Genomic DNA, 20,446 nt, shown 5'->3' with positions numbered 1-20,446 from the left:
TGCGGCCCTATACGCAGGTGTGGGGAGCCGGGGCAGCCGTGGCTGCAGCGGCGGGCTGATACGGCAGGAGCAGGCGGAATGTGCAGCCTTCGCCTGGCCTGGCCTCGAGTTCCAGACGGCCGCCGTTGGCCTCCGCGGCGCCGGCGGCGATCGCAAGCCCCAGGCCGGACCCCGCTGCCGCGGCCCGCTCGGCCGAATCGGCGCGGTAGAACCGCTCGAACACCCGCCGCGCGTGCGACTCGGCAAGGCCGGCCCCGTCATCGGCGACCTCGACGGCACAGACCCGAGTGCCGGGTATGAGCGGCGCGTTGGCGCTGGTACGGCCCGGTCCAGTCGTGCCCGGCCCGTGTGGGCGGACTCGGAGGGTGCCGACGCGCACCTGGATGTGTGTCCCGGTCGGAGTGTGGACGCACGCGTTGGTGAGCAGATTCGACAGGATCTGCGCCAGCTGATGCGGGTCGCCGACGGCGTCGACGACGTCCAGCTCGTCCACGCGGGCGTCGTCCTCGGGGTCGGCGAGAGTGCCGAGGCCGATGCTGCGCCCGGGGTGTCGCACGGCGACGGCAGCGATACCGTCGGCCGCTAGAGAGAGGAGGTCGACCGGTTGCCACCGCGTCGCGGGTACCTCACCGAGCCTGGCCAGTTGGGACAGGCTCTCGATGAGACGGCTCATCCGGTCGGCGTTCCGCACGATCAGCTGCTGCGCCTCCTGGCGTCGTTCCAGGCTCATCTCCGGCTCCTGCACCAGGAGTTCGGCGAAGCCCTGCAAAGACGTGAGGGGAGTTCGCAGTTCATGGCCGGCGTCCGCCAGGAAGTGGCGCAGCCGTTGCTCCGACGCCTCGGTGCGACGCAGCGCGGTGCGCAGCCGGTCGAGCATCGTGTTCAGGGCACGGCTGAGGTGGCCGACCTCGGTGACCGCATGCCGGTCCGGAACGCTCAGTTCCAACTCACCTTCGGCGATGCGCCTGGCAGTGCGCTCGACTCCGACCAGCGGCCGCAGTCCCAGCCGCACAGCGAGGGTGCCGAAGAGGACGACCCCCGTTGCGACGGCCACTCCGACAGCGACGCTGAACCACAGCATCCGGGAGGTCGCCTCGTCCACCTCCTCCAGAGGCAGCGCCACCACGACCCGGGTGCCGTCGGTGCCGGACCGGGCGATCACCCGCCAGGTGCTGCCGCCGTCGGTCGCGGCGACCGTGGAGGGGCGGCCGTTCTTGAGGCCGAGTTCCGCCTCCGACTTCGGGAGTCGCGGCCCGGCACCGCCCCCGTCGCCGCTCAGCGACATGGCAATCCGGTGGCCACCTCTGTCGTAGAAGTACACCCGGTAGTCCGAAGGGAGGCCGCCCGTCCTGCCGGGCGCCCCTGACGCAGTCCGGCCGTCGGCCACGTCCTTGTAAAGCTGGGGCACTGGCTGGAAACGGGTCAGTCGCCCGTCGACCTGGTCCGTCAGCCAGGAGTGGAGCAGGGCGAGCCCTGCCGCCTGACAGAGCAGAACCGCCGAGGTGGCCAGCAGCGTGACGCCGAGCACCAGACGGGCTCGCAGCGAGCGCGGTTTCAGCCGGCGCACCCACCGCCTCACAGCGCCGCCGCCCCCGGTCCGGGGCGCGCGGCCCGCAGGCAGTAGCCGACACCGCGGACCGTCTGGATGAGCTGGGGCTCGAACCGGTCTATCTTGCGCCGCAGGTTGCGTACGTAGGTGTCGACGATGCGGGCGTCACCGGCGAAGTCGTAGTGCCAGACCTCGGACAGGATCTCCTTCTTGCCCACCACGCGTTCCGGCTGCGCAAGCAGGCAGACCAGGAGCCGGAACTCGGTGGGCGACAGCTGGATGGGCAGCCCGGCCCGGCGCACCTCGTGGGTCTGCTGGTCCAGCACCAGATCCGCGTACCGCAGCGGCGGCCTCCTGGTCCCTCCGCCCGGTGGCATGTCACTGCGCCGCAGGATGGCACGGATGCGCAGCAGCACCTCCTGCACGTGGAACGGCTTGGTGACGTAGTCGTCGCCGCCGGAGCTGAGGCCGATGATGCGGTCCTCGACGTCCGTACGCGCCGTCAGGAACAGCACCGGCGTATAGACGCCCTCAGCCCGCAGATGACGGGTCACCGCGAAGCCGTCGATGTCCGGAAGGCCGACGTCCAGCACGATCAGGTCGGGTTGGCCGCGACCGGCCTCGAACATGGCGGTCTGGCCTGTGTCGGCGGTGCTCACGGAGTAGCCGGCGGCGTGCAGGGCGGAAGTGAGCAAGGTGCGGATGCTGGGGTCGTCCTCGACGACGAGCACATTGTGTGGGGGTGGCGCGGGCGCCGACGACGCGACGGGCATGGACCTTCCTTCGCTGGTGAGGCGTTCGCGGTGCGCCGAACGCCCGGACGGCGCCCCACGGGGGACTGCCGTCCGGGCGCCGGTGATCAGCCGGTCACTTCCTTGTTCTTGGCCAGTGCCGCGGTACGCTCGGTGACCGTCTTGCGCAGCTTCTCGACGGCGGAGTCCAGCTCCTTGCCGTCGGCACCGGCCTTCCCCGCCTGTTCGGCGATGGCGTTCAGCGCCTTCAGGGCGGTCCCGGAGCCGTAGAACTTCTCGTACAGCTCGTTGTACGCCTTCTTGTAGACGGGATCGAAGGTGTCCGAGTCCAGGAAGCGCTCCTTCAGCGGGTGGCCGATCATGCCGGCGAACCCACCGCCTTCGCCCTCACCGCCCTGACCGCCTTGGCCGTTCTGACCGCCCGGCAGACCGGAAGGCATTCCGGACGGCATGCCTTCCGGCAGATTCTCGGGCATCCCCGAAGGCATTCCTTCGGGCATTCCTTCGGGCATTCCTGACGGCATCCCGGAGGGCATGTTCTGCGCGGCTTGGCCACCTGTGCCCTGGCCGCCCTGGCTGCTCTGCCCGGTGGCACCTCCAGCGCCACCACCGAAGGCACCGCCCATGCCCGTGTCGTCGTCCGGGCCCGAGGTCGCATCGCCGGTGAAGGTGAGGTTGTAGTCCCATCCCAGGACCGAGAACTTCTTGGTGTCCAGGTCGTACCACAGCAGATAGTTCTTGCCGGGTCCGGCCATGTCGTCGAAGTTCATGAGCAGGTTCTGCGCGGCGAGGTACGTCGCCAGGGACTCGACGTCCAGGTACTGGTCGAGTTCCTTCTCGAACTCCTCGTCCGACGCCTCGTTCGCCCACTTGATGAGCTTCATGACCGGCTCCAGGTCCTGACTGCCCACCTTGTTGAGCTGCTCGAACGACTCCTCGTAGTCGGTCGGGTCGTCGCCCTTGTACTCGAAGCTGCCGCCGGCCCGCGCCTTGTAGAGCACGCCGTTGCCGTCAGCGATGGACTCCGCGTACTCCGTGTCCGGGCTCTCGACCATCAACCGGGCGGCGACCGGGCGGGTGTTGACCTGTACCGAAGTGAAGGCGTACCGCTCGTTCTTCTGACCGGTGGTGTCCGTCAGGCTCAGCGCGAGGGCCTCGTTCACCGGAACCTGGCCGTTGCTGCCGGGGCGCAGCGAGATCTCACGCTCGCCCTGATAGGCGCGGCCCTCGATGAACTCGTCGATCTTGATGAGCCACGGCAGTTCCTCGGGCTTCTTCTCGGACAGGTCGTACTGCGTGATCCCGCCCCCGATGCCACCGGCCCCGCCGGGACCGCGGCCATTGGCCTGGCCGCGGTCCCGGCCCCCGGTTGCGCCGTCCTGCTGCGCCTCCGGGGCGCCCTGCTCGGCGCCTTCGGGCATGGTCCGGCCGCCACCGGGCCTGCCCTGGCCGCTTCCGCGCAGGGACGCCAGTGTGGAGTTGCCCTTGAGGCGGATTCCGACGTCCTCGAGGTAGACGCCGTCGATGGTGAGGTCGGCCTCGATGTAGTCCTTGGTCCCGTCCTCGCGGAACTCCTTCATCATCTTGGTGAAGTCGGTCTGGTCGTACTCCAGTTGGATGGAGTGGGAGACCGAGGTGTCGTACAGGTCGACCGTGCCCTCGACGTTCTCCGTGATGGCGTCCGCCTCCACGCGGGAGGAGGAGGTGACGTACGGCGAGACTCGGGCGTCGCCGAAGAAATAGACCATCACCACCAGTCCCGCGCAGAGGGCGCCGGCCGGCTTCCAGTGGTGCCGCAGCCGTACGCGTACCCGGTCCCGCATCCGCCGCGGCCTGCGCACAGCGGCCGTGGGGGCCGCCTCGCTGCCGCCGGCCATCACAGGTCGGTCGAGTCGTAACCGGTCAACACGGTCACCCGCTGGCCCGATGTCCGCTCTTGCAGCGCGGCCACCAGGTCGCCGGGCTCGGTGCCCTTCTTCATGCGCACCGTGTAGAACACCTCGGTCAGCGCGCCGCCGCGGATCGTCTCGGTGCTCACCAGCTCGAACTCCGTGGTGTACCGGATGAGGACGTCACGGATGGCCGAGGTGTAGTCCTCGCCCGCGGGGATCTGGACCTTGACGACCTGGCGCTGGACGCTCAGGGCGAACCAGTTGAACTTGAACATCACGACGACGACCACGGAGATCACCACGGCCGCGACGGCGGCGAGGGTGTAGAAGCGGGCACCGCAGGCCATGCCGATGGCCATGGCCAAGAAGACGAAGCCGACGTCCCTGGTCTCCTTGATGGCATTCCGGAACCGGATCAGCGACAACGCGCCGACCAACGAGAAGGCCCGGGCCAGGTTCGATCCGACCACCAGCATGATCAGGGCGACAACCATCCCGACGATGATGAGCGTCTGGACGTAGGACTGGCTGTAGGAGACGTTGCGGTGCGTGTACCGGTACACGTGGCCGATCATCGTGCTCAGAATGAACGACAGCGCCATGGCGACGACCACGTCGGTAACGCTGAACGTACCGCTGAGTTCCTGCAGATCGAAGTTCACTGTGCTCCTGCTTTCAAGGGCGCTTCGTGCGCCGAGTACGTGGGGGTGTGCGGCGGCTGGTGGTCCGCCTCGTGGATGTGGAACACGGACCGGGGTGCCAGGCCGAACGCCTCGATGGACTGCACGTACTTGGAGACCCGGATCAGGTTGAGGTTCCGACGCGCCGCAAGGTCCGTGATCCAGTACGGCGTGCGCTCGTTGACCTTGATCTCCATCACCGACAGGTGCGGCGGGATGGTGAACCGGTGCTCGGGGGTCGGTGTCCCGAAGTGGAAGTCCCGGTCCCGGCCACGGATGCGCCGGTCGAAGGTCACCCGCAGTCCGGTGTCCGCGTCTCGGCCGACCAGGGCCTCACGCTGGTAGCCGGTGATCGCGGTGGGTTGGAGATTCAGCCGTACGACAAGTTCGAGCACCTCCTGGATGAAGGCGCTCTCCTTGGCGGAGTGCTCCACCATCTCCCGGCCGTCGCACAACTGGCGGGCGACGCCGTACGGGAGGGTGATGCGGCGCTTCTGTGTGACCCGGTTGACGCGCTGCTTGATCTCCACGCACACAGGGGCCTCGTCGGTGACCCCGTCCAGGTTGCCGTAGTGGCGGATGCGCAGCTTTCGCCGGAACTTCAGGCCCTCGATCTTCTCCCAGTAGAACCGCAGCTGCGGGGTGTCGTAGTACAGGCTCCACACGCCGTACCCGCCGACCGGGCTGTTCAGATCGCGGTCCATCCGCTCGGCCAGCTCGTCCCGGATCTCGGCCGCCTCCTCGACCGGTACGAGGTACTTGAGCTCGAACCGGTTGAACGAGTGCAGCCTGCTGGCCACGTGCAACGGCTGTTCCTCTGCCGGGCGCTGCTCCTCCTCCCGGCTCTCGGGTTTCCGCCACGTGGTCACCGGTAGTGCCACCATGCGCCTCCTTCGTCGTACGGCCCGATCGGGCGACGCAGGACACAAAACCGGTGGGATGTGAGAAGCAGCTGAGAATTGCGAGGTAATTCCAGGAGTACTCAAGATGACCAATGGATGAACTGCGCGCGTTGACGCGGCGTCCTCACGGTCCGGGACAGCTCTGGTCGGTTTTGGTGGATGGCCCGTAGGCCGGCGGCGCTGACCGCCTGCAGTGCGGCGGGCCGACCCAGCGACGGCCGGTATCGATCTCGGGTGCCCAGGGGGTCGATGCCGGCAGGCAGTTCGGGGCGGGCTTCGGTCACGTCCCTCTCAGGACACCGTTGGCGAATTCGGTGGTGGTCGCCAAATGACCTTGCGGTGGCGGGATGATGGCCGGATCGGCGTGGGGGCGCGAGCGTGAGGTGATCGAGATGTCGCTGCGTCCACGTCTGCCGGGCGAGGTTCCGACCCAGACCGCCGAGATGGCCCGGCTGGCCTTTCCCAAGGGCTGTCTGTGCATGCGGATCCCGGAGGCGCTCGGGCCGCTGTTCGCCGACGAGGACTTCGTGGAGCTGTTCCCACAACGTGGTCAACCCGCCTGGCCGCCACATCAGTTGGCGCTCGTGTCGGTGCTGCAGTTCGTGGAGGGCCTGTCGGATCGCCAGGCGACCGCTGCCGTGCGCGGGCGCATCGACTGGAAGTTTCTTCTGGGGCTGGAGTTAACCGATCCCGGGTTCGACCATTCCCGTGCTGAGCGAGTTCCGCGACCGTCTGGTGGCCGACCGGGCGCCGCGGCGGTTGCAGGAGGCCGGCCTGCTGGTGAGGCCCGGCGGTCAGCGCACCGATTCCACGCATGTCCTGGCCGCGGTGCGCCGGCTGAACCGGGTGGAGAACACCGCGGAACACCTGCGCAGTGCCCTGAACGCGCTGGCCGCCGCGGCCGGCGACTGGCTGCGGCGAACGGTGCCGGCCGACTGGTTCGACCGCTACCAGCGGCGCATCGAGACTACCGACTGCCACGTGGTGAGGGCCCGCGCAGGCAGTACATGCAGCAGACCGGCGAGGACGCATCCGGCTGCTGACCGCGATCAACGATCCTCACGCCCCGTCATGATTGCCGCAAATTCCGGCCGTTGAGGCCCTTCGCCTGTGCTGGATCCAGGAGTTCGTCATCGTCGAGGACCGGGTGCGGATGCGGGAGCCGAAGGACATGCCACCCTCCCGCGACCGCATCGAATCCCCCTACGACGGCGAGGCCCGCTACTGCATCAAAAACGCCACCGAGTGGAGCGGCTACAAGGTCCACCTGACCGAGACCTGCGACGCACACCACCCGCACCTGATAACGCATGTCGTCACGACCGAGGCGGCGCGTACGCCCGCTACGAGCCGCTCGGCGGAGCCATCTGGACCCAGGTCGCCAACGCCTGCTACCAGCTCAAGCACCTGAAGGTCCGCTATCGCACCGTCTACACCAACAAGGGCCCCGTCCACCCCAACCGCGGCTACTCCCGGCTCCAGCACATGTGGGTCGTGGAGCGGATGATGGACATCGCCGCCCACAAACTCGGCCTCGACCCGGTCGAGTTCCGGTCAAGCGCCCTTCACAGCTATCTCAGCAAAGGACCGGACGTCTCCGTCTCCCTCAGCGACTGGCACGCTGTTTCACCTGCTCCTTGAACTCTCCGAGGAACCCCCAGCCGAAATCCCTCAAGGCCCTCTCGCGTCCCGGCCAGACCCTGCCCGGATTCGGCCCACGCAGTGACACTCCATCCCGTCTCTAGGTGAGGGAGCGCCCCGTGCTGCTCGCCATGGTGGGGGCGGTGTTCCAGCCAGCCTGGTTGTGTCCCCGTGATCGGGGCGCCTTGGGAGACGGCACCCCCAGCAAAGGTGAGGCCCCGCCCCGGAGGTGGTGGTTCTTCCGGGGCAGGGCTCCTTTCGGCGGCGAGTCCGCTGGGGGCGCAGGCGGTTCAGCGGGCTGGCTCGGGCTCCTTGTGCTGCGTCTGCGGGGTCTTCTGGAGGCGTGTGCCTTCTACGTCGAGGTCGGGCAGGGCGCGGGCGAGCCAGGCGGGGAGCCACCAGGCGTGGCGTCCGGCGAGGGCGAGGACTGCCGGGACGAGGGTCAGGCGGACGGCGAAGGCGTCGATGGCGACGCCGACGGCGAGCGCGAAGGCGATGGGCTTGATCAGGGCGTCGTCGAGCGGGAAGAACCCGGCGAACACGGTGAACATGATCAGGGCGGCCGCGGTGACAACTCGGACGCTGTGTCGCGCGCCGTCGGTCACCGACCTGCGGGCCATGCCGGTGTGGACCCATTCCTCGCGCATCCCCGAGACGAGGAACACCTCGTAGTCCATGGCGAGTCCGAAGAGTACGCCGGTCAGGATGATCGGCAGGAAGCTGACGACGGGGCCGGTGTGGGCGAGGCCGAGGGTGTCTGCCAGCCAGCCCCACTGGAACAGGGCGACGACCAGGCCGAGCGAGGCCGCCACCGACAGCAGGAATCCGACGGCGGCCTTGAGCGGGACGACCAGCGAGCGGAACACCATGGTCAGCAGGATCAGGCTCAGGCCGACGACGATCACGATGAACGGCAGCAGGGAGTCGCTGAGGCGGTTGGAGACGTCGATGTTGACGGCGGTGGTGCCGGTGACCGCGATCGTCGCTCCGGTTGTCTCGCGGATGTCCGGGGCGGCGGCGCGGATGTCGCGGACGAGCTGGCCGGTGCGGGTGCTGTCCGGGCCGGTCTTCGGGATGACCTGGATGACGGTCTGCGAGGGGTCGTGTGTGGGGGCGGGGGGCAGGACGGTCATGACCCCGTTGAGGTTACGGAGCTTCTGCGCGGCTTGAGCGCCCGCGTGCGCGCCCGCGCCCTTGTCGGTCTCGGTCAGCACCAGGAGTGGGCCGTTGAAGCCGGGGCCGAACTTGTCGTTGACCGTGTCGTACGCCTTGCGTTCGGTGGAGGTGACCGGGGCCGAGCCGTTGTCCGGGAGAGCGAGGCGCAGGTCCGTCGCGGGGAGCGCCAGTGCGACGAGGATGCCGGCGACGGCGAGGACGGTGAGCAGGGGCTTGGCGACGACGGTCATCACCCAGCGAGCGCCCAGGGTCGTCCGGCCGGCGGATCCGTCGGGGTCGGTGGCCCGCTGGGCCTCCTTGCTGCCGGGCTGCGGGGTCAGCCGCGTGCCGGCGAATCCGGCGAGGGCCGGGAGCAGGGTGATCGCGGCCAGGACCGCGACAAGGACGGCTCCGGCGGCACCGAGGCCCATCACGGTCAGGAACGGGATGCCGATGACGCTGAGTGCGGCCAGAGCGATGATCACGGTGCTGCCGGCGAAGACGACCGCGCTGCCTGCGGTGCCGTTGGCCAGTGCGATGGACTCCTGCGGGTCGGTTCCGCGGGCGAGTTGCTGACGGTGGCGGGTCAGGATGAACAGGCTGTAGTCGATGCCCACGGCCAGCCCCAGCATCAGCGCGAGCGTGATGGCGGTGGAGGAGATGCTGAACGCCGGGGTGAGGGCGAGCAGCCCGGCGAGTCCCACGGCCACGCCGAGCAGGGCGGGCAGCAGTGACATGCCCGCGGCGAGCAGGGAGCCGAAGGTGACGACGAGGACGAGCACGGCGACGGCGACGCCGATGATCTCGGACGGGCCTATGTGCACGCCGTTGCTGCCGTAGGCACTGCCGCCGACCGAGGTCGTGAGCCCGCTCTTCTCGGCCTTCTCAGCCGCCCGTTCGATCACGTCCAGGGACGAAGGGCGCACCTCGGCCCGCTGTACGGAGTACTGCACCTGCACGATCGCTGTGCTCCGGTCGGCAGAGACGGCCCCGGACTGGCTCGGGCCCATGACGGCTTTGACCTGAGGTGCCTTCGTGGCCGCCGCCTCGGTTTTGGCTATGGCCGCGGTGTAGCGGGCCTCGGTGAGGTGGTGGCCCTCGGGTGCGGTGAAGACGATCTGGGCGCCCGCTCCGGAGGCTTCGGGCAGCGTCTTGCCGAGCGTGTCCAGCGCGCGCTGCGACTCGGTGCCCGGCACGGTGAAGCGGTCGTCGAGCTTGCCGCCGAACACGCCCGCGCACGTGATGAGCGCGGCCAGGATCACGAGCCAGATACCGAGCACCAGCTTGCGATGGCGGTAGGCGCTGCGGCCCAGCCGATGGAGCAGGACTGCCATGGCGAACTCCCAAGGTCGGTAAGGAATTTTCCGGACGCCGCGTTGCGGACGCGGCACGAACGGTGGAGCGGGTGGGCCCGTGCCGCCGAGCGGCTAGGGCATGAGGCATACCGGTGCCGTGGGTGGCATCTGGCGCGCTTCGCGGACCGACTTTATCAGCTGCTCAAGTCGAACGACCAAATCATGCGACTAAATCACTCAACTTGAACTTGCGACATTGTCAGTCGACCATGTCGTCTGTATGGTGATGGCCACCGGAGCACACCGCCCCCGGGAAGAGCCAGGTCATGGGCCTGCACCGCTCTCCCCGCGGAGCGCGTCCGCAGCGCCGGGACCACCCCAAGACAAGGAGTGATCATGAGCAGCACGCAGAACACGGACACGGACGTCGCCGCGGCGCGCCACGCCCACAGGGCGGATGTAGTGGTGATCGGTGCGGGGCTGGCCGGTCTGACCGCGGCACGGGAGCTCGTCGCGGCGGGCAAGTCCGTGGCCGTACTGGAGGCTCGTGACCGGGTCGGCGGTCGGCTGCTCAACCACGACCTCGGCGACGGTCAAGTGACCGAGATCGGCGGGCAGTTCGTGGGCCCCACCCAGGCCCACATCCTGGCGCTGGCCAAGGAGGTCGGCGTGGCCACCTACCAGGCCGCCGTCCCCGGCGAGACGGTCTACGTCAACGACGGCAAGGCCAAGCGGTTCACGGGGCACACCCCTCCGGACCTGTTCGCGCTGCCGGACATGGGTATCGCCCTGGCCCGCATCGGCCAGGCCGCGGCCAAGGTGGACCCGGCCGCCCCGTGGAAGGCCTCGAACGCCCGTGAACTGGACGGCATGACCTACGAGACCTGGCTGCGCAAGGCAGAGATCACCGGCGACGCCGTCGACATGATCAACCTGTTCCTGAACTCCGCTTACGGCGGCGAGGCCCGCGACGCCTCCGCCCTGTTCAGCCTCTGGTACGTCTCCACCTTCGGCAACGAGACCCACCCCGGCACCATGGAACGCGGCACCGGTACCACCGGAGGCGCCCAGGACAGCCGCTTCGTCGGCGGCTCACAGCTCGTCGCCCAGCGCCTCGCCGAAGAACTCGACGGCCGCGTCCACCTGTCGGCGCCGGTGCGACGCGTCAGCCAGGACTCCACCGGTGTCACCGTGGTCTCCGACGCCGGTGACTGGCGGGCCGACCGAGTGATCGTGGCCGTACCGCCGCTGGTGGCCTCGCGGATCGTGTGGGACCCGCTGCTGCCGGCCCAACAGGACCAGCTCTTCCAGCGGCTGCCGTTCGGCACCCTCATGAAGTGTGTCGCCGTCTACGACAAGCCGTTCTGGCGGGAGGACGGGCTCTCCGGCATGGGCCTGCTGCGCGGCGGCTCCCCCATCCGCGAGATGTTCGACAACACCCCGCCCGACGGCGGACCGGGCGTCCTGATGGGCTTCCTCGGCGGCAAGGAATGGCGCAAGTGGGCCCACCGCCCGGCCGCCGAGCGCCGAGGCGCCGTCCTGCGCTGCTTCGCCCAAGCCGTCGGGGACCGCGCCTTCGACACCGCCGACTACGTCGAGCAGGACTGGACCGCCGAGCAGTGGACCCAGGGCGGCCCCACCTCCGTCGCCGCCCCCGGCGTGCTCACCGACTTCGGCCCATGGATGGGCCGCCCCCACGGCCGCGTGCACTGGGCGGGCGCCGAGTTCTCCCCGTACTGGAACGGCTACATGGACGGCGCGGTCCGCTCCGGCCGCCACACCGCCACCGAACTCCTCCACCAGAACTGAGCGCAAGAAGTACCGACAAGCAAGGGAACCCTGCCATGAACCGTTTCGTCGTCGCCGAGACCGCCGTCATCGACGCCCCCCTCGGGCGGGTCTGGGACGTCATCTCCCGCACCGACCGGTACGCCGAGTGGGTCGCCGGGGCCATCGAGGTCACCGACCACCACGGCGTCGCCACCGTCGGCAAGACCTACTCCGAGCGCAACCGCACCCTCGGCCCGCTCAAGACCGACTCGGTCTGGACGGTCAAGGAGATCGAGCCCTTCAAGCGCCGCGTCGACACCGGCACCGGATTCGCCCCACTCCAGGACGTCACCAACATCTTCGAGTTCCGCCCGGTCCAGAGCGCCGACGGCCGGGAGGCGACGGAGATGCTCTACCAGGTCGAGTACACCATCGGCCTCGGCCCGCTGGGCCTGCTCCTCGACTCCATACAGCAGCCCGCGATGCGCGCCGGCATGCGCACCTCCATGGCCAACCTCAGCACCCTGCTCCGTTCCGAGGCGTCGAGGACCGCTCTCTGACAGGCGGCGAATGCTCCTGGGCCGGCGGCCGGTAGGACGGGCGGGCCGTCCGACCGGCCGCCGGCCCAGGAGCGGCCGTCATCATGTACCGCTGATTTGTCGAGCGACCTGTTCGACAGACTGAGTCGAATAGGATCACGTCATGGCTCATGTATCCGCGGCAGAGCGCCGCCCGCAACTGATCAAGGCGGCCATCGGCCTCATGGCCAGGGAGGGCGTCGCCGCCGGCAGCACCCGCGCCATCGCCGCCGAGCTCGGCGTCGCGCAGGCGACCGTGCACTACACCTTCGGCACGAAGGAGGAGCTGTACCGGGCCGTCATGGAACAGCTCACGCACGACCTCCTCGACCAGGTGACACAGGCCGCGCCCACGGACGCGAGCTTCGAGGAAACCGTCGTCACGCTCGCCGAAGCACTCTGGCGTACCGTGCTCGAACAGCCGGCCTCGCACCAGCTGCTCACCGAGCTGAGCATGTTCGCCTTGCGTACGCCACACCTGAAGGAAGCTCTTCAGAACCACTACAGCGAGGTCCTGGCGGTGACGACGAAGCTGGTCGAGCAGGCCGCCGAACGCACCGGTCACCGGCTCGGCCAGCCCGCTGAGACGATCGCGAGGTTCTTCCTGGCCGGCTTCGACGGACTGACGATGCAGCACCTCTCCCTGCCGGACGAGGAAGCCGAGAGCGCCTGCCTGCGGTCCTTGGTCTCGGCTGTCCTGGCCATGGCCTGAGGTCACCCGGTCTTCCGGACCAGGACACCCACGCCATCGCAGTCCGTTGACGCCCAGAACCGAGGACCGGATCCGAAGCCACGCCGCTACCTGTCGTCGCCTTTCGCTGCGATGGCACGGTCCAGAACGTCGTGGTCGGCCCAGCTTCCGTGGAAGCCGAACGGCACCCGGCTGGGAAGCTTGACCCGGGCCAGCGGGGTGCGGCGCAGGTCGGCCGCGTCATGGACGAGGAGCTCGCTCAGGTCGGTGGCGCGGTTCCACCACAGCGAGAGCAGGTAGCCGTCGTCCTCGCCGCGGGCGTTCTCACGGGCCACGAAGACCGGTTCGCTCGGGCTGGTCAGGCCGTCAGGTCCGTCAACGACGGTGGTGCGGTCGAGAAGGTAGTCGTGACGGGCGAGGCCGTCGGACATGGTGTCGTCGGCCAGGCTGCGCGTGGTGACGAAGTAGCCGTAGCGGTGCGGCCGACCCGTGTAGGCGTCGTTGATCTTGGGGAACTCGCCGAAGACGCCGCTGATCATCTCCTCCGTGGCCCGTCCGGTCGCCAGGTCGACGCGCCAGCGGTAGGGCAGGGCCGGCGGGAACCACTCGTGGGAGCCCACGGGCGTTGAGAGACGGTCGACCGGGCTGCCGAGGCGGCTGATCCGGTGCCCGTCGACGATCAGCTCACCGTCCTGCTCATAGGCGTTGTAGAAGTGGGTGTTGGCCCAGTGGCCGCCGAGCTCGTGCCAGGTGATCTCATGGGTGTGGCGGTTCATCAGGACGATCTGGACGCCATGTTCAAGGGAGCTCTCGTCCCAGACCACGCCGGGCCTGCTCTGGGCCACCAGGTCGAGGCGGAACTGGGCGGGCGTGACAAAGAAGACCGCGTACGTGTCGCTCACCGCGAAGTCGTGCATGAGGACCGGCACGCCGATGTCGAAGGAGTGCGAGTCCTTGATCTCGGCCGTCTTCACGTCGGCGCGGTACCAGGTGATGGTGGGTCCGACTGCGGCAAAGAACAGCATGTCGCCGGTGTCCGGGGCGGTCTTGTAGTGGCCGGTGCACAGGACATCGACGCCGCCGTGGAAGTCGTGCGTGCCGAGGGTGCGCAGCGTCTCGGGGTCCAGCGCGTGCGGCAGTCCGCCGTCGAAGTAGACAAGCAGATGGTCGTCGAAGAGGCCGGCGTTGATGTTGGCCACGTTCTTGGCGCGCGGGGCGCCCTCGGGCAGCCGGCCCGGGGTGCCGCCGTTGACAAAGCCGCTGTAGATCGCCTCCCCGGCCTCCACCTCGACCCTCATCGAGTCGGTCTGGACCCAGCGGGTGCGGTAGGCGGCTTTGCCCTCGCGGAGATAGACACCGCACACCATGCCGTCGCCCTCCCACCAGTGGTAGCGGTCGGTGTTGCGGGGCTGGAAACGGGGATTGGAGGAGACGCGGAACAGCGCACCCGCGAGGTCGGACGGTATCTCGCCGTCCACCTCCAGGTCGTACGCCTCGTTCTCCTCCGTCCAGGGCGCGAAGGGGCCGTTGAGGAACCTGTTGCCGGTGTGCCAGTCGGCTCCGGCACCGACGAGGGCGGGGCTCTCTCCGGTCCCACGGGGAACGACGGTCATGGGGTTCGCGGGCATGGGGCTCTCCGTGCGGGTTGGTGTGTCGGGGCGGTCAGAACGGGTAGCGCGGGAGTTCGTCGCGTACGGTGACCCACTGCTGTTCAGTGAAGGCCTCGAGGTTGGCGACGGCGCCGCCGTGACGGGCGCCGGTGCCGGAGTCGCCGACGCCGCCGAAGGGGATGTTCGGTTCGTCGTTGACCGTCTGGTCGTTGATGTGGACCAGTCCGGTGGGCACGCGCTCCGCCAGGGCGAGGCCCTTCGCGACGTCCCGGGTGAGGATGCCGAGGGACAGTCCGTACTCGGTGCCGGCGGCGAGCCCGGCCGCCTCGTCCAGGTCCCGGAAGGGGACGACGGGCGCGACGGGGCCGAAGATCTCCTCGGCGTACGCGGGCGCGGTGAGCGGTACGCCGGTGAGCACGGTGGGCCGGTAGAACAGGCCCTCGTAGGTGCCACCCGCGGCGAGCCGGGCGCCGGCCTCGACCGTGTCCGTGACGATGCGGTGGACGTTGTCGCGCTGACCGCTGTCGATGAGCGGTCCGACGGCGACGTCCTCGGTGGCCGGGTCGCCCACCCTGAGCGCGTCGGCGTGCTGGGCGAGCAGAGCGGTGTAGTCGTCGGCGACCGACGCGTGGACGAGGTGACGGCTGCTGGCCATGCAGATCTGGCCGGCGTGGACGAAGGACCCCCAGGCTCCCACCGAGGCAGCCTGCTCCAGGTCGACGTCGTCCATCACGACGAGCGCGGAGTTCCCGCCCAGTTCCAGGTGGACCCGCTTGAGGTGCCGGGCCGCGGCGATACCGATGGCGCGCCCGGCCCGAGTGGAACCCGTGAACGCGATGACAGGAACCTGCGGATGCTCCACGACGGCTGCCCCGACGTCCGCTCCGCCGGGCAGGACATGCAGCAGACCGGCAGGCAGGCCCGCCTCTTCGAAGACACGGGCGAAGACGACACCACCGCTGATCGCGGTGCGGGGGTCCGGCTTGAGGACGACCGCGTTGCCGAGGGCGAGCGCCGGGGCCACGGCCCGCATGGCCAGGATGATCGGCACGTTGAACGGGGCGATGACGCCGACGACCCCGACGGGGGTGCGGCGGGAGAAGGACAGCCGCTGCTGCCCGGAACGCAGCAGCTCACCGTAGGGCGCCCCGGCCAGGGCGGCGGCCTCGAAGCACTCCTCCGCACCACCGCTGCTGACCTGCAGAGCGGCGAACGGCCGAGTCGCACCGGACTCCCGTACCAGCCAGGTCTCGATCTCCTGCTGGTGCTCCTCGAAGAGACGCGCGGCGCGACGCAGGACAGCGGCACGGTCCGAATACGGCCGCGCGGCCCACTCCCGCTGGGCCGGTACCGCCCGCTTCACCGCCTTGTCCACGTCGGCCGGTGTGGCGGTGCCGAGGCGGCCCAGTGTCTTGCCGGTGGCGGGCTCGACGGCGTCGTACTCCTCGCCCGATCCGCTGATCCAGTCACCGGAGAAGATCCGGCCTTCCCAGGTGCTGCTGGACAGAAGAGTCATGGTGTCCCGTTCCATGTCAGGGGTTGTCACGGCTGTGCCCTAGGGGGCTGACGGTCAGGCGCTGGGGAGCGGCTTGACGGAGTCCGGGGCGTCGGCCGGTGCGGTGGCCGCCTCCTGGGCGGACGTGCCGACGGCCATGGCATCAGCGGCTCCACTGTGCCGCAGGGCGAGAGCAGCGATCACCGCGCCCGCCAGGGCGGCGCCGGCGCAGACGTACATGCTGAGGTCGAGGCCCGATTCGAGGGCCTCGCGGGCGAGCGGGGCCACGGTGCCCGACAGGCTGCCGAGGTCGGCGTTGGCGACTGCGAGTGCGCCTCCTTCGGTGTTGACGGCCTCGGCCACGCCCAGAGCCTGTGGCGGAAGGCCGGAGGAGGCGAGCTTGTCGGCCAGGCCGCTGCTCGCCGTGCCGAGTGCGACGGCGCCGACGACCGCGGGGCCGAGGGCCTGCCCGGTCTCCCGGACGAGGCTGGTGACCGCGCTGGCCATGCCGGCGTACCGGATGTCGACCGTGCCGACCGCGACGGCCGTCAGTGACGAGAACATCGTGATGAAGCCGACTCCCATCAGCAGGATCGGTCCGGTCATGGACGCGAGGCCCGTCGCGTCGCCCGGCAGCAGTGCCATCCAGAACTCTCCGGCGGCGAGCGACAGCAGCCCGCCGACCAGCAGGGTGCGGGGGTGCACGTGCTGCAGCAGTTTCGGCAGGAACGGGGTGAGCAGCAGCGGGACCGCCTGAACGAGCGCGAAGGGGAGAGCAGCCTGGAACGGGGAGACGTGGTGGACTGCCTCCAACTTGATGCTGAGCGCATAGGCCGTGCCGATCAAGCCGAACAGGGCGAGCAGTCCGATGGCGGCGGCCGCGGCGAAGGCGGGGGTGCGGAACAGGTCCAGGCGCAGCATCGGCGCCCGTGATCTGCGCTCCACGGCGAGGAACGCCGTGAAGGAGGCGGCGGCGAGGACGAAGGCGAGCACGATGTGGGGCTCGGAGTAGCCGTCGCTCGCGCCCTCGATGACGGCGTAGAGCAGCGCCAGCAGGGACACGGCGATGGTGAGCTGGCCGGGCCGGTCGAGGCCGCGGTCGGCGGTGGCCTGGCGGGAGTCGACGATCCAGCGGCCGCTGACGGCGGAGGTGATCAGGCCGAGCACCGCGAGCGGAACGAAGGCCCAGCCCCAGTGGGCGTGCTCGGCGATGAAGCCGCTGATCAGCGGGGCGATCATCGCGCCGAAGGCGAGGCTGAGTGCCCAGTACGACAGGGCCCTGGCGCGGGCGACGGGCTCCCGGGTGCCCGCGACGATCACCGCCAGCGAGGAGGGGAAGATCGCCGCGGCACCCAGGCCGGCCGTCGCCTGGCCGGCGATCAGCTGGGTCATCGAGCCCGCGGTGGCGACGACCAGGCAGCCGGCCGTGATCAGCAGCCCGCCGAGGACCAGCAGGCGCTTTCGTCCGAACAGGTCGCCGAGGACGCCGAAGTTCAGCTCCAGGATGGCCGTCGGGAGGATGAACGCGGCCGGGATCCAGGCCAGGGCGGCGGCCGACGCCCCGAGGTCCTGCTGTATCTCACCGATGAGCGGCGAGGCCAGGGGAATGCCGATCTGAGCCACGCAGATGGCGAAGCAGGCCGCCACCAGCGTGGCGCGGCCCAGCGGAGCGGGCGTGTTCGGAGAGGGAGCGGGGCCCTCGGCAGCGGGATCGGTCATGAGGGATGCCTCCGGCGGTGCTCCGTGGACGCCGTTGACTGAGCGACGCACCGGACACCATGTCTCGAAACCCCGGACTTGGGTTTCATTAAGCAGGACCGTGCACTGTGGACTTGTCTCCAGTCAAGGGGCATGAAGGCGGAAATTTGCGATTGACGACCGTAGATCCGACCGTTAGCGTCCTATAAATCAGCTACTCAGTCCTGATATTGGAGACAGTATGAGCATCACTGGGCTCGGGCACACCGGCTTCTGGGTCGACGACCTCGAAAAGATGCGCGACTTCTACAGCCGGGTCCTGGGGCTGACGGTGACCGATGAGGACGAGGAGCGGCGCATCGTGTTCTTCTCGTCCCGCCCGGACGAGGAGCACCACGAGTTCGTGCTCCAGGAGGGCCGGACCGCCCCGGCCGGAAGCAAGCTCACGCACCAGGTGTCTTGGCGGGTGGACTCACTGGAGTCGATCATCGACTTCCACCACCGGTTCCGCGCCGAGGGCATCGAGGTCCAGCAGGAGGTCACCCACGGCAACGCGATCGGGATCTACTTCTTCGACCCCGAGGGCAACCGCAACGAGGTCTACCTCCGCCTGGAGCGCGACGTGCGCCAGCCGTTCCGCAAGAGCCTCGATCTGGACCTGCCCCCCGAGGAGATCATGGCCGAGGTCGAGCGGCTGCTGACCGAGGGCGGCCCGGCCTACCAGCCGGTCCAGTAACCGCCGTGCCTACGACATCCGCGCCGCCGTCGGTCCTGGTCGTCGGCGCAGGCCCGACCGGGCTGACGGCCGCCCACCTGCTGGGCTCCCGGGGCGTACGGGTGCTGCTGGTGGAACGCGACGCCACGACCAGCGACGCCGCCAAGGCGATCAGCCTCGACGACGAGTCCCTGCGCACTCTGCAGTCGGCCGGCGGCCTCGACGAGGCCGTCTACCCGATCCTGGTGCCGGGCACCGGAACGAAGTACTTCGGCATCGGCGGACGAACGCTCTTCCACGCTCGCGGCACCGGCGACCAGCGCTACGGGCATCCGTTCAAGAACCCCTTCGCCCAGCCCGACCTGGAGCGGGTGCTGTGTACGCAGCTGCGCCGCCTGCCCTGCGTCGACGTCCGCTTCGACACCCGGCTGACCGCCCTCGCCCAGCACCCCGACCGGGTGCGCGTGTCCCTGCGAACAGGTGGCGAGGACGGGCCGGTCGAGGAGTTGGACGTTCCTTACGTCCTCGGCTGCGACGGCGGCCGCAGCACCGTGCGCGACCTGCTGTCCGTGCCCATGCGGGGACGCAGCTTCCCCGACGTGTGGCTGGTGGCCGACACCCTTGAGGACACGCACGACCAGCGTTACGGCATGCACCACGGCGACCCCGACCGACCCGTCGTCATCGTCCCGGGCCAGGACGGGCGTTGCCGCTACGAGTTCCGCCTCAAGCCGGGCGAGTGCGAGGCCGGTACCTCTCCCCCGTTCGCCCTCGTGCGCGAACTCCTGCGGCCCCACCGGGAGATCACGCCCGACCAGATCGAGCGCGCGGTCGCCTACAGCTTCCACGCGTTGCTGGCCGACCGGCTGCGCGAGGGCCGCTGCTTCCTGCTCGGCGACGCCGCGCACATGATGCCGCCGTTCGCCGGCCAGGGCCTCAACTCCGGGATCCGGGACGCGGCCAACCTGTGCTGGAAAATCGCCGAGGTGTTGGCGGGCCGGGCCGGTGACACCCTGCTCGATACCTACGACACCGAGCGGCGCCCGCACGCCCGCGCCGTGATCGACCTCTCCGTGCGCCTCGGCCGGATCGTCATGACCACCAGCCGCCCGCGTGCCCTGCTGCGCGACGCGCTGGTGCGCACGGCGACGCACATCCCGCCGGCTCGCCGCTACCTCAGCGAGATGCGCTACCGCCCCGACACCCGGCTACGGGCGGGGGCCGTCCTCCCGACGGACGGCGCGGGCAGTGGACTGGTCGGCACGATGCTGCCGCAGCCACGGGTGCTGCACGGACCACACCACCGCCCCGCACGGCTCGACGACATCCTCGGACAGGGCTGGAGCCTGCTGGGGATCGGCGTGAGCGACACCGACTGGGCAACCGTCGCCCGGGCCGGCCTCCCCGACGCCACCGCCGTGGATGTCTTCCTGGACGACCGCACACCGCGTGACCGGGCCGGCCGAACGGGGATCGCCGACTCCGACGGCCGGCTCGACGCCCTCCTCGCCAGGCTGACCGGATCCTTCGTCCTCGTACGTCCTGACCGGTTCGTGGCCGCCGTATTCGCCCCCGATCGGGCCCAGTACGTCGGCGTGACGCTGCGGCGCTTCGCACGCCCCCGCCCGACCACGGGCACCACCACCGCCACCTCCGATCTCGCCCCCGAGATCCCGTACGACTCCCCAGGAGTACCCCGATGAGACTGAGCACCGTCCGTATCGCCGACGACCGCATGACCTCCGCCGCCCGGCAGGAAGCCGACGAACTCGTCCTGCTCCCCTACGCCGACGTGGGCGCGCTGCTTGCAACCGGCGACGACTGGCACGAGCGTGCGGCCTCCGCCGACGGCGAGCGCCTGCCCCTGGCCGAGTCGTCACTCGCCCCACTGGTCCCCCACCCGAACAAGATCGTCTGCCTGGGTCTCAACTACGCCACGCACATCAAGGAGATGTCCAACCCCGAGGCGCCGGGCGGGAGTTCGTCGGGGGTGACAAGCGCGGGCCCGACCGGGGTGGTGGCC

At 69.6% G+C, this 20,446-nt stretch carries 16 protein-coding genes and 2 pseudogenes; 9 read left to right on the top strand and 9 right to left on the bottom strand.

All coding sequences use genetic code 11. From position 1 onward, the window contains the following. Positions 1-7 precede the first annotated feature (7 nt). From L0P92_RS00695 to L0P92_RS00675, 5 genes are all read right to left on the bottom strand, one after another. Positions 8-1,567: a sensor histidine kinase gene (locus tag L0P92_RS00695; protein WP_234760385.1), complete on the bottom strand. Its 1,560-nt coding sequence runs from the start codon at positions 1,565-1,567 to the stop codon at positions 8-10. Positions 1,568-1,575: 8 nt separating this feature from the next. After that, entirely contained in the window at positions 1,576-2,322 is a 747-nt protein-coding gene (locus L0P92_RS00690) for a response regulator transcription factor (protein ID WP_234760384.1), read from the bottom strand. Between the two features lie 86 nt (positions 2,323-2,408). Further along, a complete protein-coding gene (locus L0P92_RS00685; RefSeq protein ID WP_234760383.1) occupies positions 2,409-4,178 on the bottom strand; it encodes a CotH kinase family protein in 1,770 nt (589 codons plus the stop codon). Then, positions 4,178-4,855, bottom strand: coding sequence for a DUF4956 domain-containing protein (locus L0P92_RS00680; RefSeq protein WP_234760382.1), 678 nt, complete (start codon positions 4,853-4,855; stop codon positions 4,178-4,180). Before L0P92_RS00680 ends, L0P92_RS00685 begins: the two co-directional genes overlap by 1 nt. After that, positions 4,852-5,673 (bottom strand): polyphosphate polymerase domain-containing protein, encoded by an 822-nt coding sequence (locus L0P92_RS00675; RefSeq protein ID WP_234760467.1) that lies wholly within the window; start codon positions 5,671-5,673, stop codon positions 4,852-4,854. The genes L0P92_RS00680 and L0P92_RS00675 overlap by 4 nt, the downstream gene beginning before the upstream one ends. A gap of 449 nt (positions 5,674-6,122) precedes the next feature. Here L0P92_RS00675 and L0P92_RS45585 point away from each other — a divergent pair. From L0P92_RS45585 to L0P92_RS00665, 3 genes and pseudogenes are all read left to right on the top strand, one after another. Next, positions 6,123-6,470 (top strand): annotated as a pseudogene (locus L0P92_RS45585) (transposase); the annotation flags it as partial. Between the two features lie 13 nt (positions 6,471-6,483). After that, positions 6,484-6,873, top strand: a complete 390-nt coding sequence (locus L0P92_RS00670; protein ID WP_234760381.1) for a hypothetical protein — start codon at positions 6,484-6,486, stop codon at positions 6,871-6,873. A gap of 147 nt (positions 6,874-7,020) precedes the next feature. Continuing rightward, positions 7,021-7,416 carry a molybdopterin cofactor-binding domain-containing protein gene (locus L0P92_RS00665; RefSeq protein WP_234760380.1) on the top strand — a complete coding sequence of 132 codons (396 nt, stop codon included), beginning with the start codon at positions 7,021-7,023 and terminating at the stop codon, positions 7,414-7,416. A 290-nt stretch (positions 7,417-7,706) separates the two neighbouring features. On the opposite strand, the gene L0P92_RS00660 is transcribed toward L0P92_RS00665, so the two are convergent. Further along, on the bottom strand, positions 7,707-9,905 hold the full coding sequence (locus L0P92_RS00660; protein ID WP_234760379.1) for an MMPL family transporter: 2,199 nt from the start codon (positions 9,903-9,905) through the stop codon (positions 7,707-7,709). A 357-nt stretch (positions 9,906-10,262) separates the two neighbouring features. Here L0P92_RS00660 and L0P92_RS00655 point away from each other — a divergent pair, with 357 nt between their 5' ends. From L0P92_RS00655 to L0P92_RS00645, 3 genes are all read left to right on the top strand, one after another. Then, entirely contained in the window at positions 10,263-11,675 is a 1,413-nt protein-coding gene (locus L0P92_RS00655) for a flavin monoamine oxidase family protein (protein ID WP_234760378.1), read from the top strand. 35 nt (positions 11,676-11,710) lie between these two features. Further along, a complete protein-coding gene (locus tag L0P92_RS00650; RefSeq protein ID WP_234760377.1) occupies positions 11,711-12,196 on the top strand; it encodes an SRPBCC family protein in 486 nt (161 codons plus the stop codon). A gap of 142 nt (positions 12,197-12,338) precedes the next feature. Beyond that, entirely contained in the window at positions 12,339-12,926 is a 588-nt protein-coding gene (locus tag L0P92_RS00645; RefSeq protein WP_234760376.1) for a TetR/AcrR family transcriptional regulator, read from the top strand. A gap of 86 nt (positions 12,927-13,012) precedes the next feature. Here L0P92_RS00645 and L0P92_RS00640 read toward each other — a convergent pair whose 3' ends face one another. Genes L0P92_RS00640 through L0P92_RS00630 form a run of 3 tightly spaced genes read right to left on the bottom strand, consistent with a single transcriptional unit; the run spans position 13,013 to position 17,729 of the window. Then, positions 13,013-14,533 carry a carotenoid oxygenase family protein gene (locus tag L0P92_RS00640; RefSeq protein ID WP_234760375.1) on the bottom strand — a complete coding sequence of 507 codons (1,521 nt, stop codon included), beginning with the start codon at positions 14,531-14,533 and terminating at the stop codon, positions 13,013-13,015. Between the two features lie 34 nt (positions 14,534-14,567). Continuing rightward, complete coding sequence (locus L0P92_RS00635; protein WP_234760374.1) at positions 14,568-16,031, bottom strand: benzaldehyde dehydrogenase; 1,464 nt, start codon at positions 16,029-16,031, stop codon at positions 14,568-14,570. Positions 16,032-16,085: 54 nt separating this feature from the next. Next, positions 16,086-17,729 (bottom strand): MFS transporter, encoded by a 1,644-nt coding sequence (locus tag L0P92_RS00630; protein ID WP_234760373.1) that lies wholly within the window; start codon positions 17,727-17,729, stop codon positions 16,086-16,088. Positions 17,730-17,949: 220 nt separating this feature from the next. Here L0P92_RS00630 and L0P92_RS00625 point away from each other — a divergent pair, with 220 nt between their 5' ends. The 3 genes and pseudogenes from L0P92_RS00625 to L0P92_RS00615 form a co-directional block, all read left to right on the top strand. Continuing rightward, entirely contained in the window at positions 17,950-18,444 is a 495-nt protein-coding gene (locus tag L0P92_RS00625) for a VOC family protein (RefSeq protein ID WP_031480864.1), read from the top strand. A 5-nt stretch (positions 18,445-18,449) separates the two neighbouring features. After that, on the top strand, positions 18,450-20,126 hold the full coding sequence (locus tag L0P92_RS00620) for a bifunctional 3-(3-hydroxy-phenyl)propionate/3-hydroxycinnamic acid hydroxylase (RefSeq protein WP_234760372.1): 1,677 nt from the start codon (positions 18,450-18,452) through the stop codon (positions 20,124-20,126). Beyond that, positions 20,123-20,446, top strand: a pseudogene (locus L0P92_RS00615) (fumarylacetoacetate hydrolase family protein); the annotation flags it as partial. The gene L0P92_RS00620 and the pseudogene L0P92_RS00615, both read left to right, overlap by 4 nt.

Source organism: Streptomyces muensis, assembly GCF_021474425.1.
Classification (GTDB): domain Bacteria; phylum Actinomycetota; class Actinomycetes; order Streptomycetales; family Streptomycetaceae; genus Streptomyces; species Streptomyces muensis.
Note: the sequence above shows the minus strand (reverse complement) of the source record. Positions and strands in the feature narration are given on the sequence as shown.

Coding starts and splice junctions, on each gene's coding strand:
- L0P92_RS00630 (WP_234760373.1), bottom strand. CDS start 17,729: ATGACCGATCCCGCTGCCGAGGGCCCCGCTCCCTCTCCGAACACGCCC.
- L0P92_RS00660 (WP_234760379.1), bottom strand. CDS start 9,905: ATGGCAGTCCTGCTCCATCGGCTGGGCCGCAGCGCCTACCGCCATCGC.
- L0P92_RS00625 (WP_031480864.1), top strand. CDS start 17,950: ATGAGCATCACTGGGCTCGGGCACACCGGCTTCTGGGTCGACGACCTC.
- L0P92_RS00655 (WP_234760378.1), top strand. CDS start 10,263: ATGAGCAGCACGCAGAACACGGACACGGACGTCGCCGCGGCGCGCCAC.
- L0P92_RS00635 (WP_234760374.1), bottom strand. CDS start 16,031: ATGACTCTTCTGTCCAGCAGCACCTGGGAAGGCCGGATCTTCTCCGGT.
- L0P92_RS00690 (WP_234760384.1), bottom strand. CDS start 2,322: ATGCCCGTCGCGTCGTCGGCGCCCGCGCCACCCCCACACAATGTGCTC.
- L0P92_RS00685 (WP_234760383.1), bottom strand. CDS start 4,178: ATGGCCGGCGGCAGCGAGGCGGCCCCCACGGCCGCTGTGCGCAGGCCG.
- L0P92_RS00645 (WP_234760376.1), top strand. CDS start 12,339: ATGGCTCATGTATCCGCGGCAGAGCGCCGCCCGCAACTGATCAAGGCG.
- L0P92_RS00650 (WP_234760377.1), top strand. CDS start 11,711: ATGAACCGTTTCGTCGTCGCCGAGACCGCCGTCATCGACGCCCCCCTC.
- L0P92_RS00640 (WP_234760375.1), bottom strand. CDS start 14,533: ATGCCCGCGAACCCCATGACCGTCGTTCCCCGTGGGACCGGAGAGAGC.